This is a genomic window from Virgibacillus sp. M23, from assembly GCF_034190895.1.
GTDB classification, from domain to species: domain Bacteria; phylum Bacillota; class Bacilli; order Bacillales; family Amphibacillaceae; genus Virgibacillus; species Virgibacillus salarius.
The window spans coordinates 1-17,067 of sequence record NZ_JAWDHA010000027.1 but is presented as its reverse complement, the minus strand read 5'-3'; the positions used below and the strand labels follow the sequence as shown (position 1 = coordinate 17,067).

The window sequence follows — 17,067 nt, the reverse complement described above, 5'->3', positions numbered from 1 at the left end:
TTTTGTTCCGAAAGCAAACTGTTTATTTATGATGCTAATCGAGGGTCAGCTAATAGACGCTCAATTTCCTCTTTATGTTGTGTTTCGTCAGTAATTAGATCCTCAAGCTTAACAACTAGCTCCGTATAACCTAAATTCTCCGCTTGCTTTTTACGTTTTTCATATCGTTCAATGGTAGCAGCCTCTGATTGAAGTGTGGCTTCTAATAAATCCTTTACTTCCGTAGGCTGAGGAATATCTGCAGCTTTTGTTGTCGGATTACCTCCAAGTGATTTTATTTTCTCAGACAAATATAAAGCATGACCTAATTCATCATTGATTTCTGCTTCAAAGAAAGGCTTGAGGGCTGAGCGGTATAATCCGTATACAACGGAAGCACTATAAGTATACTGTATGACAGCTGCATATTCATGCGATAAGTCTTCATTTAGTCCATCGATTAATAATTGTAGTTCTTTTTCCATTTATTACTCACCCTTTATAAAATTTGTTTGTTCTATAGATACATTTCCCTATCTGGTTTTTTTAAAACCTATTTTCATGTATTATAAATAGAAATAGGAGGGATAAGCATGCAGTATAGCCGTAAATATATCCTTCTACTTTTAATGATAGCTCTGTGTATTAACGGTTGGTGGATATATCAAATCATGAATCATAAACTTCCTTATCTAGACCAATGGACAAGGGATCCTGTCATCGGATTAGACGAAGATTCCATACTTTATGAGGTTTTCCGTTTTCTTACAGATTTAGGCTCTTGGCCATTCACTATTCCATTCGTGATTATTATGGCAGTTGTATTTTGGTTCCTCTATCAGGATTGGTTACCAGCTGTAATACTTAGTGGTGGCACACTCTTAACGCATTACATAAACGTTGCGATCAAACATCTTGTTGATAGAGAAAGACCTAGCATATTAGTTGCCGCAAATGCAGAAGGTCATAGTTTCCCTTCAGGTCATGCCATGATACCGATGGTTTGTTATGGTTTATGCGCTTATTTTCTATCTCAACGATTACAATCGTCCAAGAGGCGGTTTATCATTGAATTTTTCTTTGCTATGCTCATATTTTTAATAGGAATAAGCCGTTATATTATTAATGTCCATTATTTAACAGATGTGCTCGCTGGGTTTCTTATTGGTTTTCTTTGTTTACTAGTGAGTATTAATCTCTACCAGTGGTTACAAAAGAAACGCTGTTATCCGTCTCGAGGCTGAATTAAAAGCATCCTTTGGAAGGTTTCTCTCGTTTATAAATATAAGTAAGCTAAGAATAGTTCGAATTTGACGAGGGGGAGTTTTTTCAATGGATGCTACAGTACAACAAAATCAACAAGAAGGTTTACCGATATTTAAAAATCGTAATTTTATATTATTATTTATTGGATCATTGTTTTCTGCACCAGGATATTATGTCTATTTAATTGGTGCAGAATGGCTTATGCTCTCATTAGATGACAATCGATTTTATTTTGGGATGTTATTCTTCGCAGCCTCTGTACCACGGTTATTATTATTGACAGTTGGAGGAATAGTAGCAGATCGCTTTAATAAGCGTACGATTTTATTTATTTCTGATTTTACAAGGGCAATTTTAATTTTCGTTTTACTATTATTTTTATTTATGGATGCGGTCACCGTATGGCACTTAATTGTGCTTGCTGCATTATTTGGCATTTCCGATGCTTTTAGTTACCCAGTTATTAATTCACTAACGCCAATGATCTTGGAAAAAGAGCAGTTACAGCGAGGTAATTCTCTTATTCAAATGACGACACAGATTAGCCCGATTTTAGGACCTGCACTAGGCGGAACATTAATAGCGTTACTTGGGTTTAAAGGCGTTTTTTCTGTAGCATTTGTCATGTTACTTATCGCTTCTTTGACTGTATTATTTATGCGATTGAAGCAAGCGGACGCGACAGGGGAGAAGAAGACACCGTTGGAGGATTTAAAGGAAGGCTTCTCCTACGCTAGAAAAAATGAACTGATTATGTCCATTGTTTTTACTGCATTCTTCTTGAACTTCTTTTTTACAGGGCCATTTTCAATAGGGATGCCTATCATTGTAAAGGACATTTTTGCTGGTAATGCAATTAGCTTGGCCACTGTACAAACAGCAATGGGGATAGGTGCATTGATTGGTGCTATTTTCCTAGCATCGATAAAGCTAAAAAAGCAGGGATTAACTGTCATTATTAGTTTAATCGTATTAGGAGTTATCTATACTTCTATCGGTATGTCATCCTATCTTTACCTAACTGCTGGCTTAGTTGCTAGCCTGGCATTCCTTTTACAATTAGTAAACATACCAATCATGACGATTTTACAAAAGTCGACGGAGAAACGAATGCTTGGCAGAATGATGAGTCTATTAATGACTGTATCAACAGGACTTGTTCCAATCTCTTATGTTATTACATCATTATTAATTGCTGTCGGCGTGTCGATACAGACAATTATTATCGTCAGTGGAATCGTCGTTATGTTCATTGCCATATATAATTTAAAGAACAAGAAACTACGAACATTAATCTCTTCATAAAAGGGTGAACAGAATGAAAAATATGGTGCGCTATTTTATTGCGATTACTTTCATTGCAATAGGCGTCATGCTCGTATTAGCTAATATTGGAGTAATTCATTTCAATTTTTCTTTGGCTTGGTCATATATTTATCCAATATTTTTCATCGTAATTGGATTAAAGTGGTTATTTGATTTTTTAAAAAAAATTGGGGGGAGCTGGATCTTTGGCTCCTTTTTTATCCTATTCGGAACGTTACTTCTATTGGATCGATTCGAAATCATTTCCTTTACATTTGGGGATATATTTAAGTTATGGCCATTATTAATTATTTATATTGGCTTTATGCTTGTAGGTAGAAAAAAAATGAAGGTTGAATATAAAGGAGATCATGGGGATCATACCTCTATGTTTTCGTTTGGTAGTCATGAATTTATTAATCAGAATTGGAAAGTAGAGCCAATGAAGCTAAGTAACTGGGCTGGTGATTTCTACTTTGACTTTTCCAAGGCATTTATTCCAGATAAAGAAATACCGATAACCATTCATTCACTCGCAGGTGATGTAACAATTCTAATGCCTGAAAGTGTTGAGTTCAAGGTGTACGCTTCTGTGAAGGCAGGGGAAGTAAATGTTATTGGTCAAACGGCAGAGGGGATTAATCGTTCCTTAACCTATGAAACAAAAGCTTATGATACATCCCTTCGAAAAATTGACTTTAATATCAAATTAAAAGCTGGATCGATTCGAATAGATTATGTGTAGGAGGTTAACCACATGAATCAGCGGTTTGCTAGTATTCGTTACAGTTATATTCGTTCACATATATATGGATTGTTTCTAACATGTGTAACGATTTTATCTATATTACTCTCTATCTATGTATTATTTCATCCAAATTGGTTATCTGCTGCAAGTATATTTTTATTTATCTCGTTATATATTGGATTAGCACTAATTATTTCGGTATATGCAGGGTTTAAGTCTGGTGGAGATGTTAAGGATCGTTTTGACTATCTTTCTGTACAAATCACCCAATTTGCTAATGGTAATTATACGACAAAAGTTTATTTTAACGAAGGAGACGAGATTACGCGTATTGGTAATGAAATGAATGAGCTCGGTGAAAAATTACAAAATCAAGTACGTTCCTTACAACGAATGGCGGATGAAAAGTCTGAATTTGCTAAATCAGCACATAAAGCAGCTGTTATAGAGGAAAGGCAGCGAATTGCTAGAGATTTGCATGACGCAGTCAGTCAACAGCTATTTGCGTTAACGATGTTATCGGAAGCGGCGATTAAGCAATTTGACAAACACCCAGAAAAAGCAAAAACACAAATGATTGAAGTGTCTAAAGCCGCACTTCAATCACAGGCAGAAATGCGTGCATTGTTATTGCACTTACGTCCCGTATACCTTTCTGGAGAGTCATTGTCAGATGGTATTTCTAAATTAATAAATGAATTACAACAGAAAAGCAATATTGAATTCCATATTAGTATTCCTAATCAGTTATCGGTTTCTTCAACAATTGAAGAACAAGTTTTCCGAATAGTTCAAGAATCATTATCAAATATCTTGCGTCATGCAAATGCAACCGAAGTACGTATTGATATTGCGAAACGATCCAATGAGTTATTTATGCATGTTCGTGATAACGGAAAAGGCTTTGATGTATTACATGAAAGAAAAACATCCTATGGATTAAAAACAATGAAAGAGCGTAGTGAAGAGCTAGGAGGGACATTCTCTGTTCGTTCTAATTTACAAGAAGGAACTTACATTGATATTCGAATTCCGTGTTAAAGGGGGAATGAGGCGATGATACGAGTGGTTGTTGTAGACGATCATGAAATCGTGAGGAAGGGATTAACTGCATATTTGCAAACAGACGATGCTATAGATGTAGTAGGGGAAGCTTCAAGTGGTAATGAAGGAGTAGAACTTATTCGTGAAACCAAGCCAGATGTCGTGTTAATGGACTTAATTATGGAGGATGGAACTGGTATTGATGCCACACAGAAAATCATGGCTACGAATCCTCCATGTAGGATCATTATCTTGACAAGTTACTATGATGATGAGCAGGTATTTCCAGCACTAGAAGCAGGTGCTTTTAGCTATCTATTAAAGACATCTTCAGCTACTGAGATTACGGACGCAATTAAAAAGGCTGCTGCAGGTGAAACAGTGATTGAGCCGAAAGTAGCTGGAAAAATGATGTCGAGCTTTCGTTCTGTTGAAAAAAAACGGCATGATGAATTAACAGAACGTGAATTAGAGGTGTTATTATGTATTGGCAATGGAATGACCAATCAAGAAATTAGTGAGAAATTATTTATTGGTATTAAAACGGTAAAGACACATGTGAGTAATATTTTATCTAAACTAGAGGTCCATGATCGTACACAAGCTGCTGTGTATGTTCATCGTAATCATTTGTCAGGTAATTAACTAGCAAATTTCATAAAATTGTCACAGAATAGGAGTGATTTTAAGCTAGCCTTTTGTCATTCACCCCCTAGATTTGTATAATACATATGTAGTAAACTAATAGGATAGTATTCGATAGTGCGATAAGACTGACTTTATAGTTCCTTGACTGCATATTATCCACTGTTGTGCTTTTAAAGGGTGCTTACTTATAAAGAACAGTATTTTGGTGTCGATCCTATCAAAAAAGAAAGGACTTCTTCGATGGGGAAAATTTCTAAAAGAGCAGAGAATTTATTATTACTTATTTGGGCTCAGGCTTTTATTGCACTGCTAGGAAGCTTATTTTTTTCAGAAGTTATGAACTATGAACCGTGTGAGCTTTGCTGGTTTCAGCGCATATTAATGTATCCATTAGTCATTATCTATGGTGTTGCAGCAGTAAAGAAAGACCTTTCCATTGCTTTGCCCGGATTAATTATGAGTGGAATTGGAATGTTTGTTTCAACCTACCACTATTTGGTGCAAAAGTTACCAGCATTGCAGGATACAGGAGGAGCTTGTGGTCTTGTTCCGTGTAACCTTACTTATGTAAACTACTTTGGTTTTGTATCCATACCGTTTTTAGCAGGTACTGCATTCATCATTATTTTTGTGTTACACCTTATTTTATGGAAAGAGCAAAAGGAGATGAAATAAGTGAAGAAAAAAATGCTAGTATTTATTGGCGTTATCGTACTATTATTTGCCGGTCTATATTTTGTTATTGATTATAAAAATAATAAAACGGTTGAGTCAAATGAAAATCCTTATGGTGACAAGGAGCTTCATCAAGGGACAATTGATCAGTTAGATGATCCAAATTACGGGAATCAAATTCTACCAGATGACTTAAGTCAAAAGGTGGAGAGTGGCGATCCAGTTACTGTCTATTTTTATGATCCATTATGTGTACATTGTCAGAATACAACGCCTTATCTTGTGCCATTGGCTGAAGATAATAACGTGGATATGAAAAAAATGAATCTTCGTGAATTTAATGATCAGTGGAGTGCGTATGGAATAGAATCAACTCCAACCTTAATTCATTTCGAAGGTGGTAAAGAAGTAGCTCGTATTGTAGGAGATAAAGGGGAAGAAAATTTTCAATCGTTTTTTGATCAATATGTAAAAAACTAGTAAGTCATGTATTTTTTTCATAATCATGGTTTAACAGTTATAAAAAATTAGTAAACGAGAGCAAGCAACTGTATGACAGTTAGCTTGCTTTTCTTATAAGTTAAGAAAGTATAAAATCAGTGCAATGACTGGTTAAGCCAAGTAGTTATTTTGAAATGTTTGATGTATATTGGGCAATGCTCCGACTAATTACTTCGCTTTCCACGGGCGCGGCCTCAACTAACTTTGCAAAGAAGAACACGTTGCAAAGTGGATTTTCGGCTCGCGCTAATCCCGCAGGAGTCTACGTAATTCGTCTCCGCTATGAGAAAGTGCAACAATTCTTGTCATAAGAAATAGGTTGACTTTTTTTACAATGGGTAAAGTGAAAATCGCTATCCGTGAGTATAAAAACAGCTGTGTTACTTCATGCTAGCGTTGTAGAGCCTGATAATAGCGAAGGCCGGTCGCTTCAACTCCTGTGGGAAATGTTTGACCTGAAGATCCACTTTTTTGAGCGGGTTTTGCTAAAAAAGTTAGCTGAAGGACAAACCCCACGGAAAGGGAAGTGGGCAAGCCGGAGTGGTGGTCAAGCAAGCAGTAGCTATTATTCCATAATAGCTACTAGAGGAAGCGTAAATCTGAGCATTTAGTGATAAGGACTGAGCGAATTTTGCTCCGTTTTTCTTATGGTTTAGAAAGAGGCTGTATTCCACATATAGCTGGCAGTAATCCCCCACTTCAAGTAATAAGGTGAAATCTCAATATAGGTAAGTGGGGCGGCTGCCAGTAAATGTTCGATTGGTTTAAAGGCTTTTAGGTCACCCTTGTGGTACATAGAATATGTGCTATAAATTTTAGAGAAAGGTCCGTATCGACAAAAGCAGTGTATATTCGCTGCGGATTCAGAAACGACTATTCTTGAAAATTACTGTATAAAGTGAAACTTCCATCATTAGGTGTTTTGTTTATCCCCAATAATGGTTGTGAATATCAAAGGTATCTAAGCAAAGACAACATAGAGGAAGTTCCATTAATTACGGATTATAACGAGGGAATCTACAAGTGTTCATATGGGCATAGAATATGCCCAACCTACTATGGGAAAGGCAATCGTGTAAAAATCCCCGGAATTCGTGACCTCACGAGGATGCTGAATAACTGTCCATAGAAAGGTATTTTATTCCAACTGTGTTGAAAATGTCATCTTCTGAGACCTCCCCAGTTTAGTATATCCTTATTCGTCACTTAACATATGATACGTAGTAAGGAATGGTCTATCTGCGAAATAAGCCGGTGGTTTTGTTGATTGTCCTTTATGGGATTGCTTAAACTGATCCGAGTTTTTCCAGTTTTCAAAATCTTGTACTGACTTCCATTGTGTGAATACAACGTACGTATTCCCTTTTTTGGGCTTTAACAACCGGAATGCTTGAAAGCCAGGCATCATGTCTACTTCGTGTTTACGTTTTTTAAAACGATCCTCGAATACTGGCTGCCCCTCTTCCGTTACTGGAATATTATTCATAACGACATATCCCTCTTCCTGTAAATTTCCTTTGTGGATTAGAATGTCGTATTCTCTTCCTGATGCAAATATGCTTTTCTTTTCATCTTCATAATAGGCAAGTGATCCTGAATTTGAACTCATGATCCAAAGTTGTTTATCCGTATGTTTTTCTTCAAGCTTCTTTAGAAAATCTGCAGTTCCATTAGTCATAAAAGCTTTCATTATATTTCCCCTTTCTTGAATGCTCTTATAGTCATCATACCCTATACAGATACTAGTTAGTCAATATCTTTTCTTATTAAATCTTACACGTGGAAAAATAAATATTTGTCAATTTAGAAAATATGCTATGCTATACACTAGGAAAGGTGGAAGCACTATGAAACTTTCTAAAAACGTGTTAATTACGGTCCCCATTCTTTTGGTTTTATCTATATGTCTTATTTTTTTTGTTGCTCATGGAACACCATGGGGGATGGCCAATGCCAAAGCTAGTTTTAGGGATTATTTAGAAGCTAAATACGATAGCAACTTCCTTATTAAAGAACTTTCTTTTGATGTGATGCATGGAGCGTATCATGCTACTGCATATGAGGTCAGTGAACCTGAATTATTGTTTTATGTTGGTGAGAATATCGCCGACAAAAAAATTAGTGATGCATACGATATTGAGAAAATAACTCAAGCAGCACAAGCTGATGTAACTGCCATCATCGACATGCATCTTTCCAAAGCTAAGATTTCTGTTGAACTAATATCACTACAAGCTAAGGAGCTTGAGATAAATGTTTGGACAGAATATAAAGTAGAAGAATCAGTGAAGGAGAAAATTTTAGAAGAAATTATAAATAATGGTTATCTAACAAATCAGTTAATCTTTAATCGTGATTAAAACAAACTCTGCTTTGCTATAGGGGTTGTTTTTTGTTTGCATTCACATAAATCTTTCTTTAGAATCTATTTGAAATAATTATTAATTAATATGAAGTATAAAACTTTAAGATTGTAGATTTGTGTCGTATAATGTAGGTGTGAATGTGTAGAGGTGAACAAATGAGCAGAATAGAAAGAAGGAAGTCCAAGCGTTCCCACCTTGTTCGTAAATTAAAGGTAATACTTTATAGCTGTCTATTTATTATTTTTATTGGATTCTTAAGTTTTGCTGCCATTGTATTTGCAGGTAGGCTAGTAGTTGATGATGAGAAATTTTTATTAAATGCTACAACTACGATTGAAACTGAGGATGGAGAAATCATAGGTCGATTATACAATGAGAACCGCACCCTTGCTTCACTTGCTGATATCCCAAAGCATGTTCAAGAGGCGTTTATTTCGATTGAAGATAAGCGGTTTTATGGTCATGCTGGTGTCGATTTCCGTTCTGTGTTTCGGGCGATATACAAAGATATTATTGCAATGAGTAAAGTGGAAGGAGCTAGCACCATCACACAACAGCTTGCTAAGAACCTGTTTCTCACGAATGATAAAACATGGTTACGTAAGACGAAAGAAGTGATGGCAGCTGTTTACCTAGAACAAACACTTCCTAAGGAACGCATTCTTGAATTGTACTTAAATGAAATTTATTTTGGACAAGGGGTATATGGTGTAGCAACTGCTGCAAATTATTACTTTTCCAAACCAATTGAAGAATTAACGATTGCCGAAGGAGCTTTGCTGGCAGGGCTTGCTAAGGCACCAAATGGGTATTCTCCAATAAACCACCCTGACAAGGCTAAGGATAGACGTAATACTGTTTTAAGATCGATGGAGGATGCAGGTGTAATTACTACAGAACAGCGCGTTAAAGAGGAACAGAGATCTCTTGGGTTAGATGTGAATAAATGGGATCCAAAACCATGGGCTGCGAGCTATGTTGACTTTGTCATGAAAGAAGCCGCAGCTGAGCATGATCTATCATTGGAAGAACTGAAGCGCGGAGGCTATCGAATTATTGTAAATATGAATGATACTGCACAAAAAGTAGCATATGATCAGTTTAAAAACGAGAATTATTTCCCAGGTAATACTGCTGGTACACAAGGAGCCTTTGCTATGATGGAGCAGAAAACCGGAAAGATCGTATCCATTATCGGAGGTAGAGATTATCAACTAGGTGACCTGAACCGTGCTACAGTATCAAGACAACCAGGTTCGACGATGAAGCCTATTGCAGTATATGGACCAGCTATGATGCAAAAAGAAAAATTTCAGCCTTATACACTTATACCAGATCAAGAAATTGATTATGATGGTTATACGGCCAAAAATTATGACGATAATTATGAAGGAGCTGTTTCTATTTATGATGCAGTCATTCACTCAAAAAATGCACCGGCTGTTTGGCTTTTAAATGAGATTGGCATCACAAATGCTAAGCAATATTTAAGCAAACTAAACCTTTCTATAAAGGATGAAGGACTTGCAATTGCCTTAGGAGGACTGACGGAGGGAATAACCCCCATTGAGCTAATGGAAAGCTATAGCGTTTTTCCACGGAAAGGAAAAGTGATCGAATCGAATGCGATAGACCGTATCTATAATCGTAATCAAAAGCTATTATTCCATGCTAAGCCAAAGTCTACGAAAGTGTTTGATTCCCAGGTTGCCTGGAACATGACGGAGATGCTTATAGAAACAGTGGCCAGTGGAACTGCAAGTGCTGGAGATTTTTCTAAAGCATTAGCTGGAAAGACAGGGTCGACACAACATTTGCAAGTCAAAGGAAAGACAAAAGATGCGTGGTTTGCCGGTTATACACCAGAATACGTCATGGCATTATGGATGGGATATGATAAATCGGATAAGGAGCATTACTTAACTGGTGGTAGTGAATACCCAACAAGGCTTGTAAAAAGCATTTTAACGGAGTTGGATAAACAGGATTCACTTGTCCAGTCATTTACAAAACCAGAAAAGGTTACAGCTGTTCCGAAGCCGATAGTCCTCCCTGAAATCAAGAATTTACAAGCTAGTTATTCCTTTGGGAGTATATCACTAGTAAGGGGTAAGCTGACATGGGAGGGGTCTACGGATAAACGTGTCATCTATCGAATTTACCGTGATAAAGCTGGCATAGATGAGCGAATTGGCGAAGTTGAAGGTGTTACAGAATTTACGATCGATGACGCATTATTTAGATCGAAAAGGTATTATATTGTTCCTTATAACCCATTAACAAAAGTAGAAGGTAAACGCTCTAAATCAGTACAATTAACGTGATAATTTAGACAAATTCATGACAATCAGTAAGCATTACTATACAGGTTTACTATTAATCGATATAGTTATTAGTGGCTAATGAAGTACGTGAAAAGGATGGATGGTATGTCAAAGAAAATAAATGATACGATAATTCGCGCATATAAGGGGGAAGTTACCGATTATACACCAGCTTGGTTTATGCGTCAGGCGGGGAGATCCCAACCAGAATACAGGGCTCTAAAGGAGAAGTATTCATTATTTGAAATTACGCATCAACCAGAATTATGTGCCTATGTTACTAGATTGCCCGTTGAAAATTATGGCGTGGATGCTGCGATTTTATATAAAGATATTATGTCGCCATTACCTGCTATTGGCGTCGATGTTGAAATTAAATCGGGAATTGGTCCAGTTATTCATAATCCAATTACATCTTTTCATGATGTAGAAAAGCTTGGTGCAATTAATCCGAAAGCAGATGTTCCATACGTGTTGGACACAATTCGCCTATTGACGGAAGAGCAGCTAGATGTGCCTTTAATTGGATTTAGCGGTGCCCCGTTTACGTTAGCTAGTTATATGATCGAAGGCGGACCTTCTAAAAATTACAATAAAACGAAAGCATTCATGTATCAGCAAGCAGATGCATGGTTTGCTTTAATGGACAAACTATCAGATATGGTGATAGCGTATGTGGATGCCCAGGTTGAAGCGGGAGCTCGAGTTATTCAAATCTTCGATTCCTGGGTAGGTAACTTAAATGCTGCTGATTATCGTGTGTTTATAAAACCAGTAATGACGCGTATTTTCTCCGAGTTGAGAAAGCATCAAGTACCACTAATCATTTTTGGGGTTGGTGCACGGCACTTATTACTTGAATGGAATGACTTGCCGGTGGATGTTATTGGTTTGGATTGGCGTACCTCAATTGCTGAAGCTAGACAAATCGGGGTAACCAAAGTAGTCCAAGGAAATCTTGATCCAACGATTCTACTAACGAATTGGGAAATGATTAAAACGAAAACCAAAACTATTCTGGATGAAGGCCTTGCAGATGGCAATCATGTATTTAACCTTGGTCACGGGGTTACGCCGGATATCAAACCGGCTACATTAGAAAAACTGACGGCCTTTATTCATGAATATACAGGAAAGAACAAATAATCTTTAAGCAAGAAATCTAAATGAAGAGGTGCTTGGTAATGGGAAAACAAAAATTGGGATTATTAGTAATGGCTTATGGAACACCTTATAAAGAGGAGGATATCGAACGTTATTACACGCATATTCGCCATGGGAGAAAACCAGATGAAGCTGCATTACAGGATTTAAAAGATCGTTACAAAGCAATTGGCGGAATTTCTCCATTAGCAAAAATAACAGAGCAGCAAGCAGCGGCATTAGAAGAAAATTTAAATGCTTTACAGGATGAAGTTGAATTTAAAGCTTACATCGGTCTAAAGCATATCGAACCATTCATTGAGGATGCTGTACAGCAAATGGCAAATGATGGTATTGAGGAAGCTGTTTCCATTGTATTAGCTCCTCACTATTCTACCTTTAGTGTTAAATCTTATAATCAACGAGCGAATGATGAAGCTGCTAAGCATGGCGTGACATCCATTACTTCTGTAGAAAGCTGGTATGACGAGCCAGGATTTATTAAGTATTGGGCAGATCAAATATCTGCTGTCTACGATAAAATGACAGAGGATGAGCGTGAAAAAGCAGTCCTAATTGTTTCAGCACATAGCCTGCCAGAAAAAATCTTGCAAAATGGTGACCCATACCCACAACAGTTAGAAGAAACAGCGAAGTTAATTGCTAAAGAAACGGGTATTCGTAATTATGAAATTGGTTGGCAAAGTGAAGGGAATACTCCTGATCCTTGGCTTGGACCTGATGTACAAGATCTAACAAGAGATCTTTATGAGCAAAAGGGATATCGTACATTTGTCTATGCGCCTGTCGGCTTTATTGCGGATCATTTAGAAGTACTATTTGATAATGATTATGAATGCAAAGTAGTTTGTGACGAGCTAGGAGCAACATACTATCGTCCGGAAATGCCGAATGTTCATCCCCAGTTCATTCGTACATTGTCTGAAGTTGTTTTGAAAAAAGTAAAGCGTGAAGTACAATGAAGCCAACCAAGACGATTGCAATTGTGGGTGGCGGAATAACAGGCTTATCTGCTGCCTACTATTTACAAAAAGAGATAAAAGCAAAAAATCTACCCTATGAGATTAAGCTAATTGAAGCAAATAGCCGCTTAGGTGGAAAAATAAAAACCTTGAGACGTGATGGGTTTACGATTGAACAAGGTCCGGATTCACTTCTTGTCAGAAAACAGCCTGCTGTTAAACTTGTGGAAGAATTAGGGTTACAAGAGCAAATCGTCCGTAATGCAACAGGACAATCCTATATATTGGTTAATGATAGATTACATAAGATGCCTAAAGGAACGTTTATGGGAGTTCCAAAGGATATCGGACCGTTACTCACTTCTAAGTTAATTTCACCAAAGGGTAAGGCTCGCGCGTTATTTGATTTGGTATTGCCTAAAGGGAAACAAAAGGACGATCAATCACTAGGTGCTTTTTTCCGCCGTCGATTTGGAAATGAGTTATTAGTAAATCAAATTGAGGCATTATTATCTGGAATTCACTCTGGGGATATTGACCAAATGAGTTTAAAGGCAACCTATCCGAACTTTTATCAATTGGAGCAAAAATATGGTAGTGTAATAAAGGGCTTGCAGAAAACGATGCCAAAGGCGGATAAGCGTAAAAAGAAAAATCCAGAAGGCGTATTCTTTTCCTTTACAAATGGATTGGAAACACTTGTGAATCGTTTGGAAGAAGTACTTGACGACGACATCATCTCCTTGCAAACATCTGTTGATCATGTGGAAAAAAAGGAGCATGGGTACCATTTGTTACTAAGCAATGGAAATGTGTATAAAGCTGATGCAATCATCATGGCTACACCGCATTTTACAATACCAAAAATTTTTAGCCAGTATGATTTCTTTAAACCATTTACTACTGTTCCATCTACATCTACAGCAAATGTTGTTTTAGCATTCGATCAGTCAGCTATTAAAAAGGATATTAATGGTACAGGCTTTCTAGTGTCAAGAAGCAGCGATTATCAAATCACAGCTTGTACATGGACGCATAAGAAATGGCCAACAACGACACCTAAAGGAAAGATCTTACTACGGTGCTATGTAGGGAGACCAAATGACGAGTCTGTAGTCGACTTATCTGACGATGAATTGACGGATGTTGTTTTAAATGATTTAAATAAGACCATGAAAATTAAAGCAAAGCCAGAGTTTCGCGTCATTACTCGATGGAAGAATTCACGACCGCAATATACTGTAGGACATTTGGAGCGTCTTTCTGAAGTGCGTAATGAGGCTAATAAACATGTACCAGGAGTGTTTTTAACAGGATGTTCCTTTGATGGGGCTGGTATTCCCGATTGTATTGAACAAGGTGAGCAAACCGCACAAGATGTCATATCATTCTTACAGTAATCATATATACAGTGGGCCGGATAGAAGCTGAAATTCTATTCGGCTTTTTTAGTCTAGGAAATTATAAAATTTGCCCAAGTGGATAAAGATGGGCGTGTTGAGCCTCGTCCAGCTCCAGCGCCTAGAAACTACGCGACTTCACGAACCGCCCTAATCTAAGTCAACATCGGCTCGCAAGCTCTATCTCCGTTGACTCGCTCCAGTCGCTAGGCTTCTAATCAGGCGCTTGTGCTTTTGTTTTAAGGAGAAAACCTCTGGCTGGGGGCTAGAGAGCTTATAGCTTGGCAATAAAAACTCACTTTATGGTAGGTTAAAGCTGTTGGTTTCTGGTGATTTTGATTTATCCACATTACAAAGGTCGACGGTATCGTAAATAATACGTGGGGGTGAAGGCAAAACCCCCACTGATGGAAATAGCACTTACAAAGATTATTTCTTTATCAAGAATTAAATGATAACATTATCTAGCTGGATGATCACAATCGTCACATAAATTACCGTAGCAATCTGCTTTCTCAACCATTTCATGACCACATTTACTACACTTTTTCTTAGGTAGATTTCTAAAAAACTCCATGACGTTTATCATGTGATTCCTCCTCTTGATTGAATTAAACTCATTGTAATATAACAGTATTCAATTAGTCAATACTGTGTTACAACAAAATAAAAAATAGGAGTGTATGCTTATGAAATTTACTGTTATTGGCTGCTGGGGTGGGTATCCTGCGCCAAATGGAGCAACTTCATGCTATTTACTAGAAACGAGAGGTTATAGCATGGTGCTAGATATGGGTAGTGGAGCTTTATCAAAATTGCAACAGTTTAAAGCAATTTCAGATTTGGACGTTGTCCTATTGTCTCATTATCATTACGACCATATCGCTGATATTGGAGTTCTACAGTATGCAAGATTGGTCAACTATTATATAACAGGAGTAGGCCGTGTATTACCCATTTTTGCACATACAGAGGATAGAGACGCATTTGATTCATTGACACATTCATTTACAAAGGGAATAGAATATGACCCAGCATTGCCTTTAAGCGTAGGACCGTTTACCATTACTTTTCTAAAAACGAAGCACCCAGTCCCTTGTTATGGAATGCGTATTACAGATGGTCAACATGTTATTGTATATACAGCAGACACTAGTTATCATATAGACTGGATTGATTTTGCGAAGAATGCAGATCTTTTGATTACAGATTGCAATCTTTATGCGGAACAAGATGGGACAAATGTAGGGCATATGACTAGTAGTGAAGGAGCATCAATTGCACAACAAGCTAATGTTAAACAGCTAATTTTAAGTCATTTGCCTCAGTACGGTGATAAGAATCAATTAAAAGAAGAGGCGGAACAGATTTATCAAGGTGTAATACAAATTGCAAAAGAAGGTTTGGTTTGGGAGCGCTAGGTTTATTTTTTGATTACTACTCTTATTTACATTAAACTAAAGCTATACCAAATACCTATTTTTATGTTGAAGGGAGTATAAACGATGAAGTTTATTGACAATAAAGGGATTACAGACCCATCAATTAATCTTGCACTTGAAGAATATGTATTGCAAAATTTTGGTGAGAAAGATACATATTTACTATTTTATGTGAATGCTCCATCTATTATTATCGGTCGGAATCAAAATACGATCGAAGAAATAAATACACAATATGTAGATGATAACGGCATTAAAGTCGTCCGTAGATTATCAGGTGGCGGAGCAGTATACCATGATGAAGGTAACTTAAACTTTAGCTTCATAACGAAAGATGATGGAAATAGCTTTCAAAATTTTGCTAAATTTACACAACCAGTGGTTGATGCTTTAAATAAACTTGGTGTGCCAGCTGAACTACAAGGGAGAAATGACCTTACTGTAGAAGGTCGGAAAATTTCAGGGAATGCCATGTATTCAACCAAAGGGAAAATGTTCAGCCATGGTACACTTATGCTGGATTCTGAAATAGAAAATGTTGTTTCTGCATTAAAAGTTAAAAAAGAAAAGATTGAGTCAAAGGGAATTAAGTCAATCCGTAGTCGTGTTGCTAACATTTCAGAATTTCTTGAGAAAAAAATTACCGTTGATGAATTTAAAGAGATTATTCTGCGACATGTATTCGACGTAGAGGATGTTGCTGATGTTCCGCGCTATGAGTTAACTGAGGAAGATTGGGAAAATGTCCATCAAATATCGCGTGAGCGCTATCAAAATTGGGAATGGAACTATGGGAAATCACCATCCTTCAACATTCAAGCATCACATAAATTCCCTGCTGGTCTTGTTGATGTGCGACTAGATGTTAAAAAAGGTGTCATTGGAAATTGTAAAATTTATGGGGATTTCTTTGGTATTGGTGAAATAAAAGTCATGGAAGAAAAGTTAGTAGGTGTTCGTCATAATCGCCAAGCTCTGGAAGAAGCATTGGCAAATGTTGATGTATCTCATTACTTAGGAAAAATTTCTAAAGATGATTTTATTAATTTAATTTATTGAATCAATTTCATAATTGCTGTTTTTAAAAATGCATAGAGTTGTTCCTTGATGATTTTTAAGTTTTTTTAATAAAGATCAATTTTATTTATGCAGCTTTTAGCGTCTTATGTTTCATTTCTAGTCTAATCCGATCCGCGGCTAATCTCGAGGCATTATAAACAAGCGTCACTAAATGGAAGTGAAG

The 17,067-nt window shown here is 36.9% G+C and carries 18 protein-coding genes; 15 read left to right on the top strand and 3 right to left on the bottom strand.

Going from position 1 to position 17,067, the window contains the following annotated elements:
* Nucleotides 1-26: 26 nt before the first annotated feature.
* Nucleotides 27-464 (bottom strand): ferritin-like domain-containing protein, encoded by a 438-nt coding sequence (locus RVS70_RS11920; RefSeq protein ID WP_026680593.1) that lies wholly within the window; start codon nucleotides 462-464, stop codon nucleotides 27-29.
* A gap of 108 nt (nucleotides 465-572) precedes the next feature.
* Between RVS70_RS11920 and RVS70_RS11915 the strand changes: the two genes are divergently transcribed.
* The 8 genes from RVS70_RS11915 to RVS70_RS11880 all read left to right on the top strand — a co-directional run bounded on the left by RVS70_RS11915 (nucleotide 573) and on the right by RVS70_RS11880 (nucleotide 6,777).
* Nucleotides 573-1,223, top strand: coding sequence for a phosphatase PAP2 family protein (locus RVS70_RS11915; RefSeq protein WP_205388400.1), 651 nt, complete (start codon nucleotides 573-575; stop codon nucleotides 1,221-1,223).
* 88 nt (nucleotides 1,224-1,311) lie between these two features.
* The gene (locus RVS70_RS11910) at nucleotides 1,312-2,550 is read left to right on the top strand and encodes an MFS transporter (protein WP_026680595.1); all 1,239 of its coding nucleotides are present in this window, start codon (nucleotides 1,312-1,314) and stop codon (nucleotides 2,548-2,550) included.
* Nucleotides 2,551-2,563: 13 nt separating this feature from the next.
* Nucleotides 2,564-3,295, top strand: coding sequence for a cell wall-active antibiotics response protein LiaF (gene liaF, locus RVS70_RS11905; RefSeq protein WP_026680596.1), 732 nt, complete (start codon nucleotides 2,564-2,566; stop codon nucleotides 3,293-3,295).
* A 12-nt stretch (nucleotides 3,296-3,307) separates the two neighbouring features.
* Nucleotides 3,308-4,339 (top strand): sensor histidine kinase, encoded by a 1,032-nt coding sequence (locus tag RVS70_RS11900; protein ID WP_026680597.1) that lies wholly within the window; start codon nucleotides 3,308-3,310, stop codon nucleotides 4,337-4,339.
* Nucleotides 4,340-4,354: 15 nt separating this feature from the next.
* Nucleotides 4,355-4,987, top strand: a complete 633-nt coding sequence (locus RVS70_RS11895) for a response regulator (RefSeq protein ID WP_026680598.1) — start codon at nucleotides 4,355-4,357, stop codon at nucleotides 4,985-4,987.
* 243 nt (nucleotides 4,988-5,230) lie between these two features.
* Nucleotides 5,231-5,665: a disulfide oxidoreductase gene (locus tag RVS70_RS11890; protein ID WP_026680599.1), complete on the top strand. Its 435-nt coding sequence runs from the start codon at nucleotides 5,231-5,233 to the stop codon at nucleotides 5,663-5,665.
* Complete coding sequence (locus RVS70_RS11885) at nucleotides 5,666-6,145, top strand: thioredoxin family protein (protein WP_026680600.1); 480 nt, start codon at nucleotides 5,666-5,668, stop codon at nucleotides 6,143-6,145.
* A 380-nt stretch (nucleotides 6,146-6,525) separates the two neighbouring features.
* On the top strand, nucleotides 6,526-6,777 hold the full coding sequence (locus tag RVS70_RS11880; protein ID WP_121604864.1) for a hypothetical protein: 252 nt from the start codon (nucleotides 6,526-6,528) through the stop codon (nucleotides 6,775-6,777).
* 584 nt (nucleotides 6,778-7,361) lie between these two features.
* On the opposite strand, the gene RVS70_RS11875 is transcribed toward RVS70_RS11880, so the two are convergent.
* On the bottom strand, nucleotides 7,362-7,856 hold the full coding sequence (locus tag RVS70_RS11875) for an antibiotic biosynthesis monooxygenase family protein (protein WP_026680601.1): 495 nt from the start codon (nucleotides 7,854-7,856) through the stop codon (nucleotides 7,362-7,364).
* Nucleotides 7,857-8,013: 157 nt separating this feature from the next.
* Between RVS70_RS11875 and RVS70_RS11870 the strand changes: the two genes are divergently transcribed.
* The 5 genes from RVS70_RS11870 (at nucleotide 8,014) to hemY (ending at nucleotide 14,382) form a co-directional block, all read left to right on the top strand.
* Nucleotides 8,014-8,526 carry a hypothetical protein gene (locus RVS70_RS11870; protein ID WP_321133419.1) on the top strand — a complete coding sequence of 171 codons (513 nt, stop codon included), beginning with the start codon at nucleotides 8,014-8,016 and terminating at the stop codon, nucleotides 8,524-8,526.
* A 161-nt stretch (nucleotides 8,527-8,687) separates the two neighbouring features.
* Nucleotides 8,688-10,856, top strand: a complete 2,169-nt coding sequence (locus RVS70_RS11865) for a PBP1A family penicillin-binding protein (RefSeq protein ID WP_321133418.1) — start codon at nucleotides 8,688-8,690, stop codon at nucleotides 10,854-10,856.
* Nucleotides 10,857-10,961: 105 nt separating this feature from the next.
* Nucleotides 10,962-12,002: a uroporphyrinogen decarboxylase gene (gene hemE / locus RVS70_RS11860; protein ID WP_026680604.1), complete on the top strand. Its 1,041-nt coding sequence runs from the start codon at nucleotides 10,962-10,964 to the stop codon at nucleotides 12,000-12,002.
* 38 nt (nucleotides 12,003-12,040) lie between these two features.
* Nucleotides 12,041-12,982: a ferrochelatase gene (hemH, locus tag RVS70_RS11855; protein ID WP_026680605.1), complete on the top strand. Its 942-nt coding sequence runs from the start codon at nucleotides 12,041-12,043 to the stop codon at nucleotides 12,980-12,982.
* Nucleotides 12,979-14,382 carry a protoporphyrinogen oxidase gene (hemY, locus tag RVS70_RS11850; RefSeq protein ID WP_026680606.1) on the top strand — a complete coding sequence of 468 codons (1,404 nt, stop codon included), beginning with the start codon at nucleotides 12,979-12,981 and terminating at the stop codon, nucleotides 14,380-14,382. Before hemH ends, hemY begins: the two co-directional genes overlap by 4 nt.
* 460 nt (nucleotides 14,383-14,842) lie before the next feature.
* Here the strand turns inward: hemY and yhfH are convergent, their stop codons facing one another.
* Nucleotides 14,843-14,971: a protein YhfH gene (gene yhfH, locus RVS70_RS11845; RefSeq protein WP_080668645.1), complete on the bottom strand. Its 129-nt coding sequence runs from the start codon at nucleotides 14,969-14,971 to the stop codon at nucleotides 14,843-14,845.
* A 100-nt stretch (nucleotides 14,972-15,071) separates the two neighbouring features.
* Between yhfH and RVS70_RS11840 the strand changes: the two genes are divergently transcribed.
* The gene (locus RVS70_RS11840) at nucleotides 15,072-15,803 is read left to right on the top strand and encodes an MBL fold metallo-hydrolase (protein WP_026680607.1); all 732 of its coding nucleotides are present in this window, start codon (nucleotides 15,072-15,074) and stop codon (nucleotides 15,801-15,803) included.
* Nucleotides 15,804-15,887: 84 nt separating this feature from the next.
* Complete coding sequence (locus RVS70_RS11835; protein WP_026680608.1) at nucleotides 15,888-16,883, top strand: lipoate--protein ligase; 996 nt, start codon at nucleotides 15,888-15,890, stop codon at nucleotides 16,881-16,883.
* The last annotated feature ends 184 nt before the right edge of the window (nucleotides 16,884-17,067 follow it).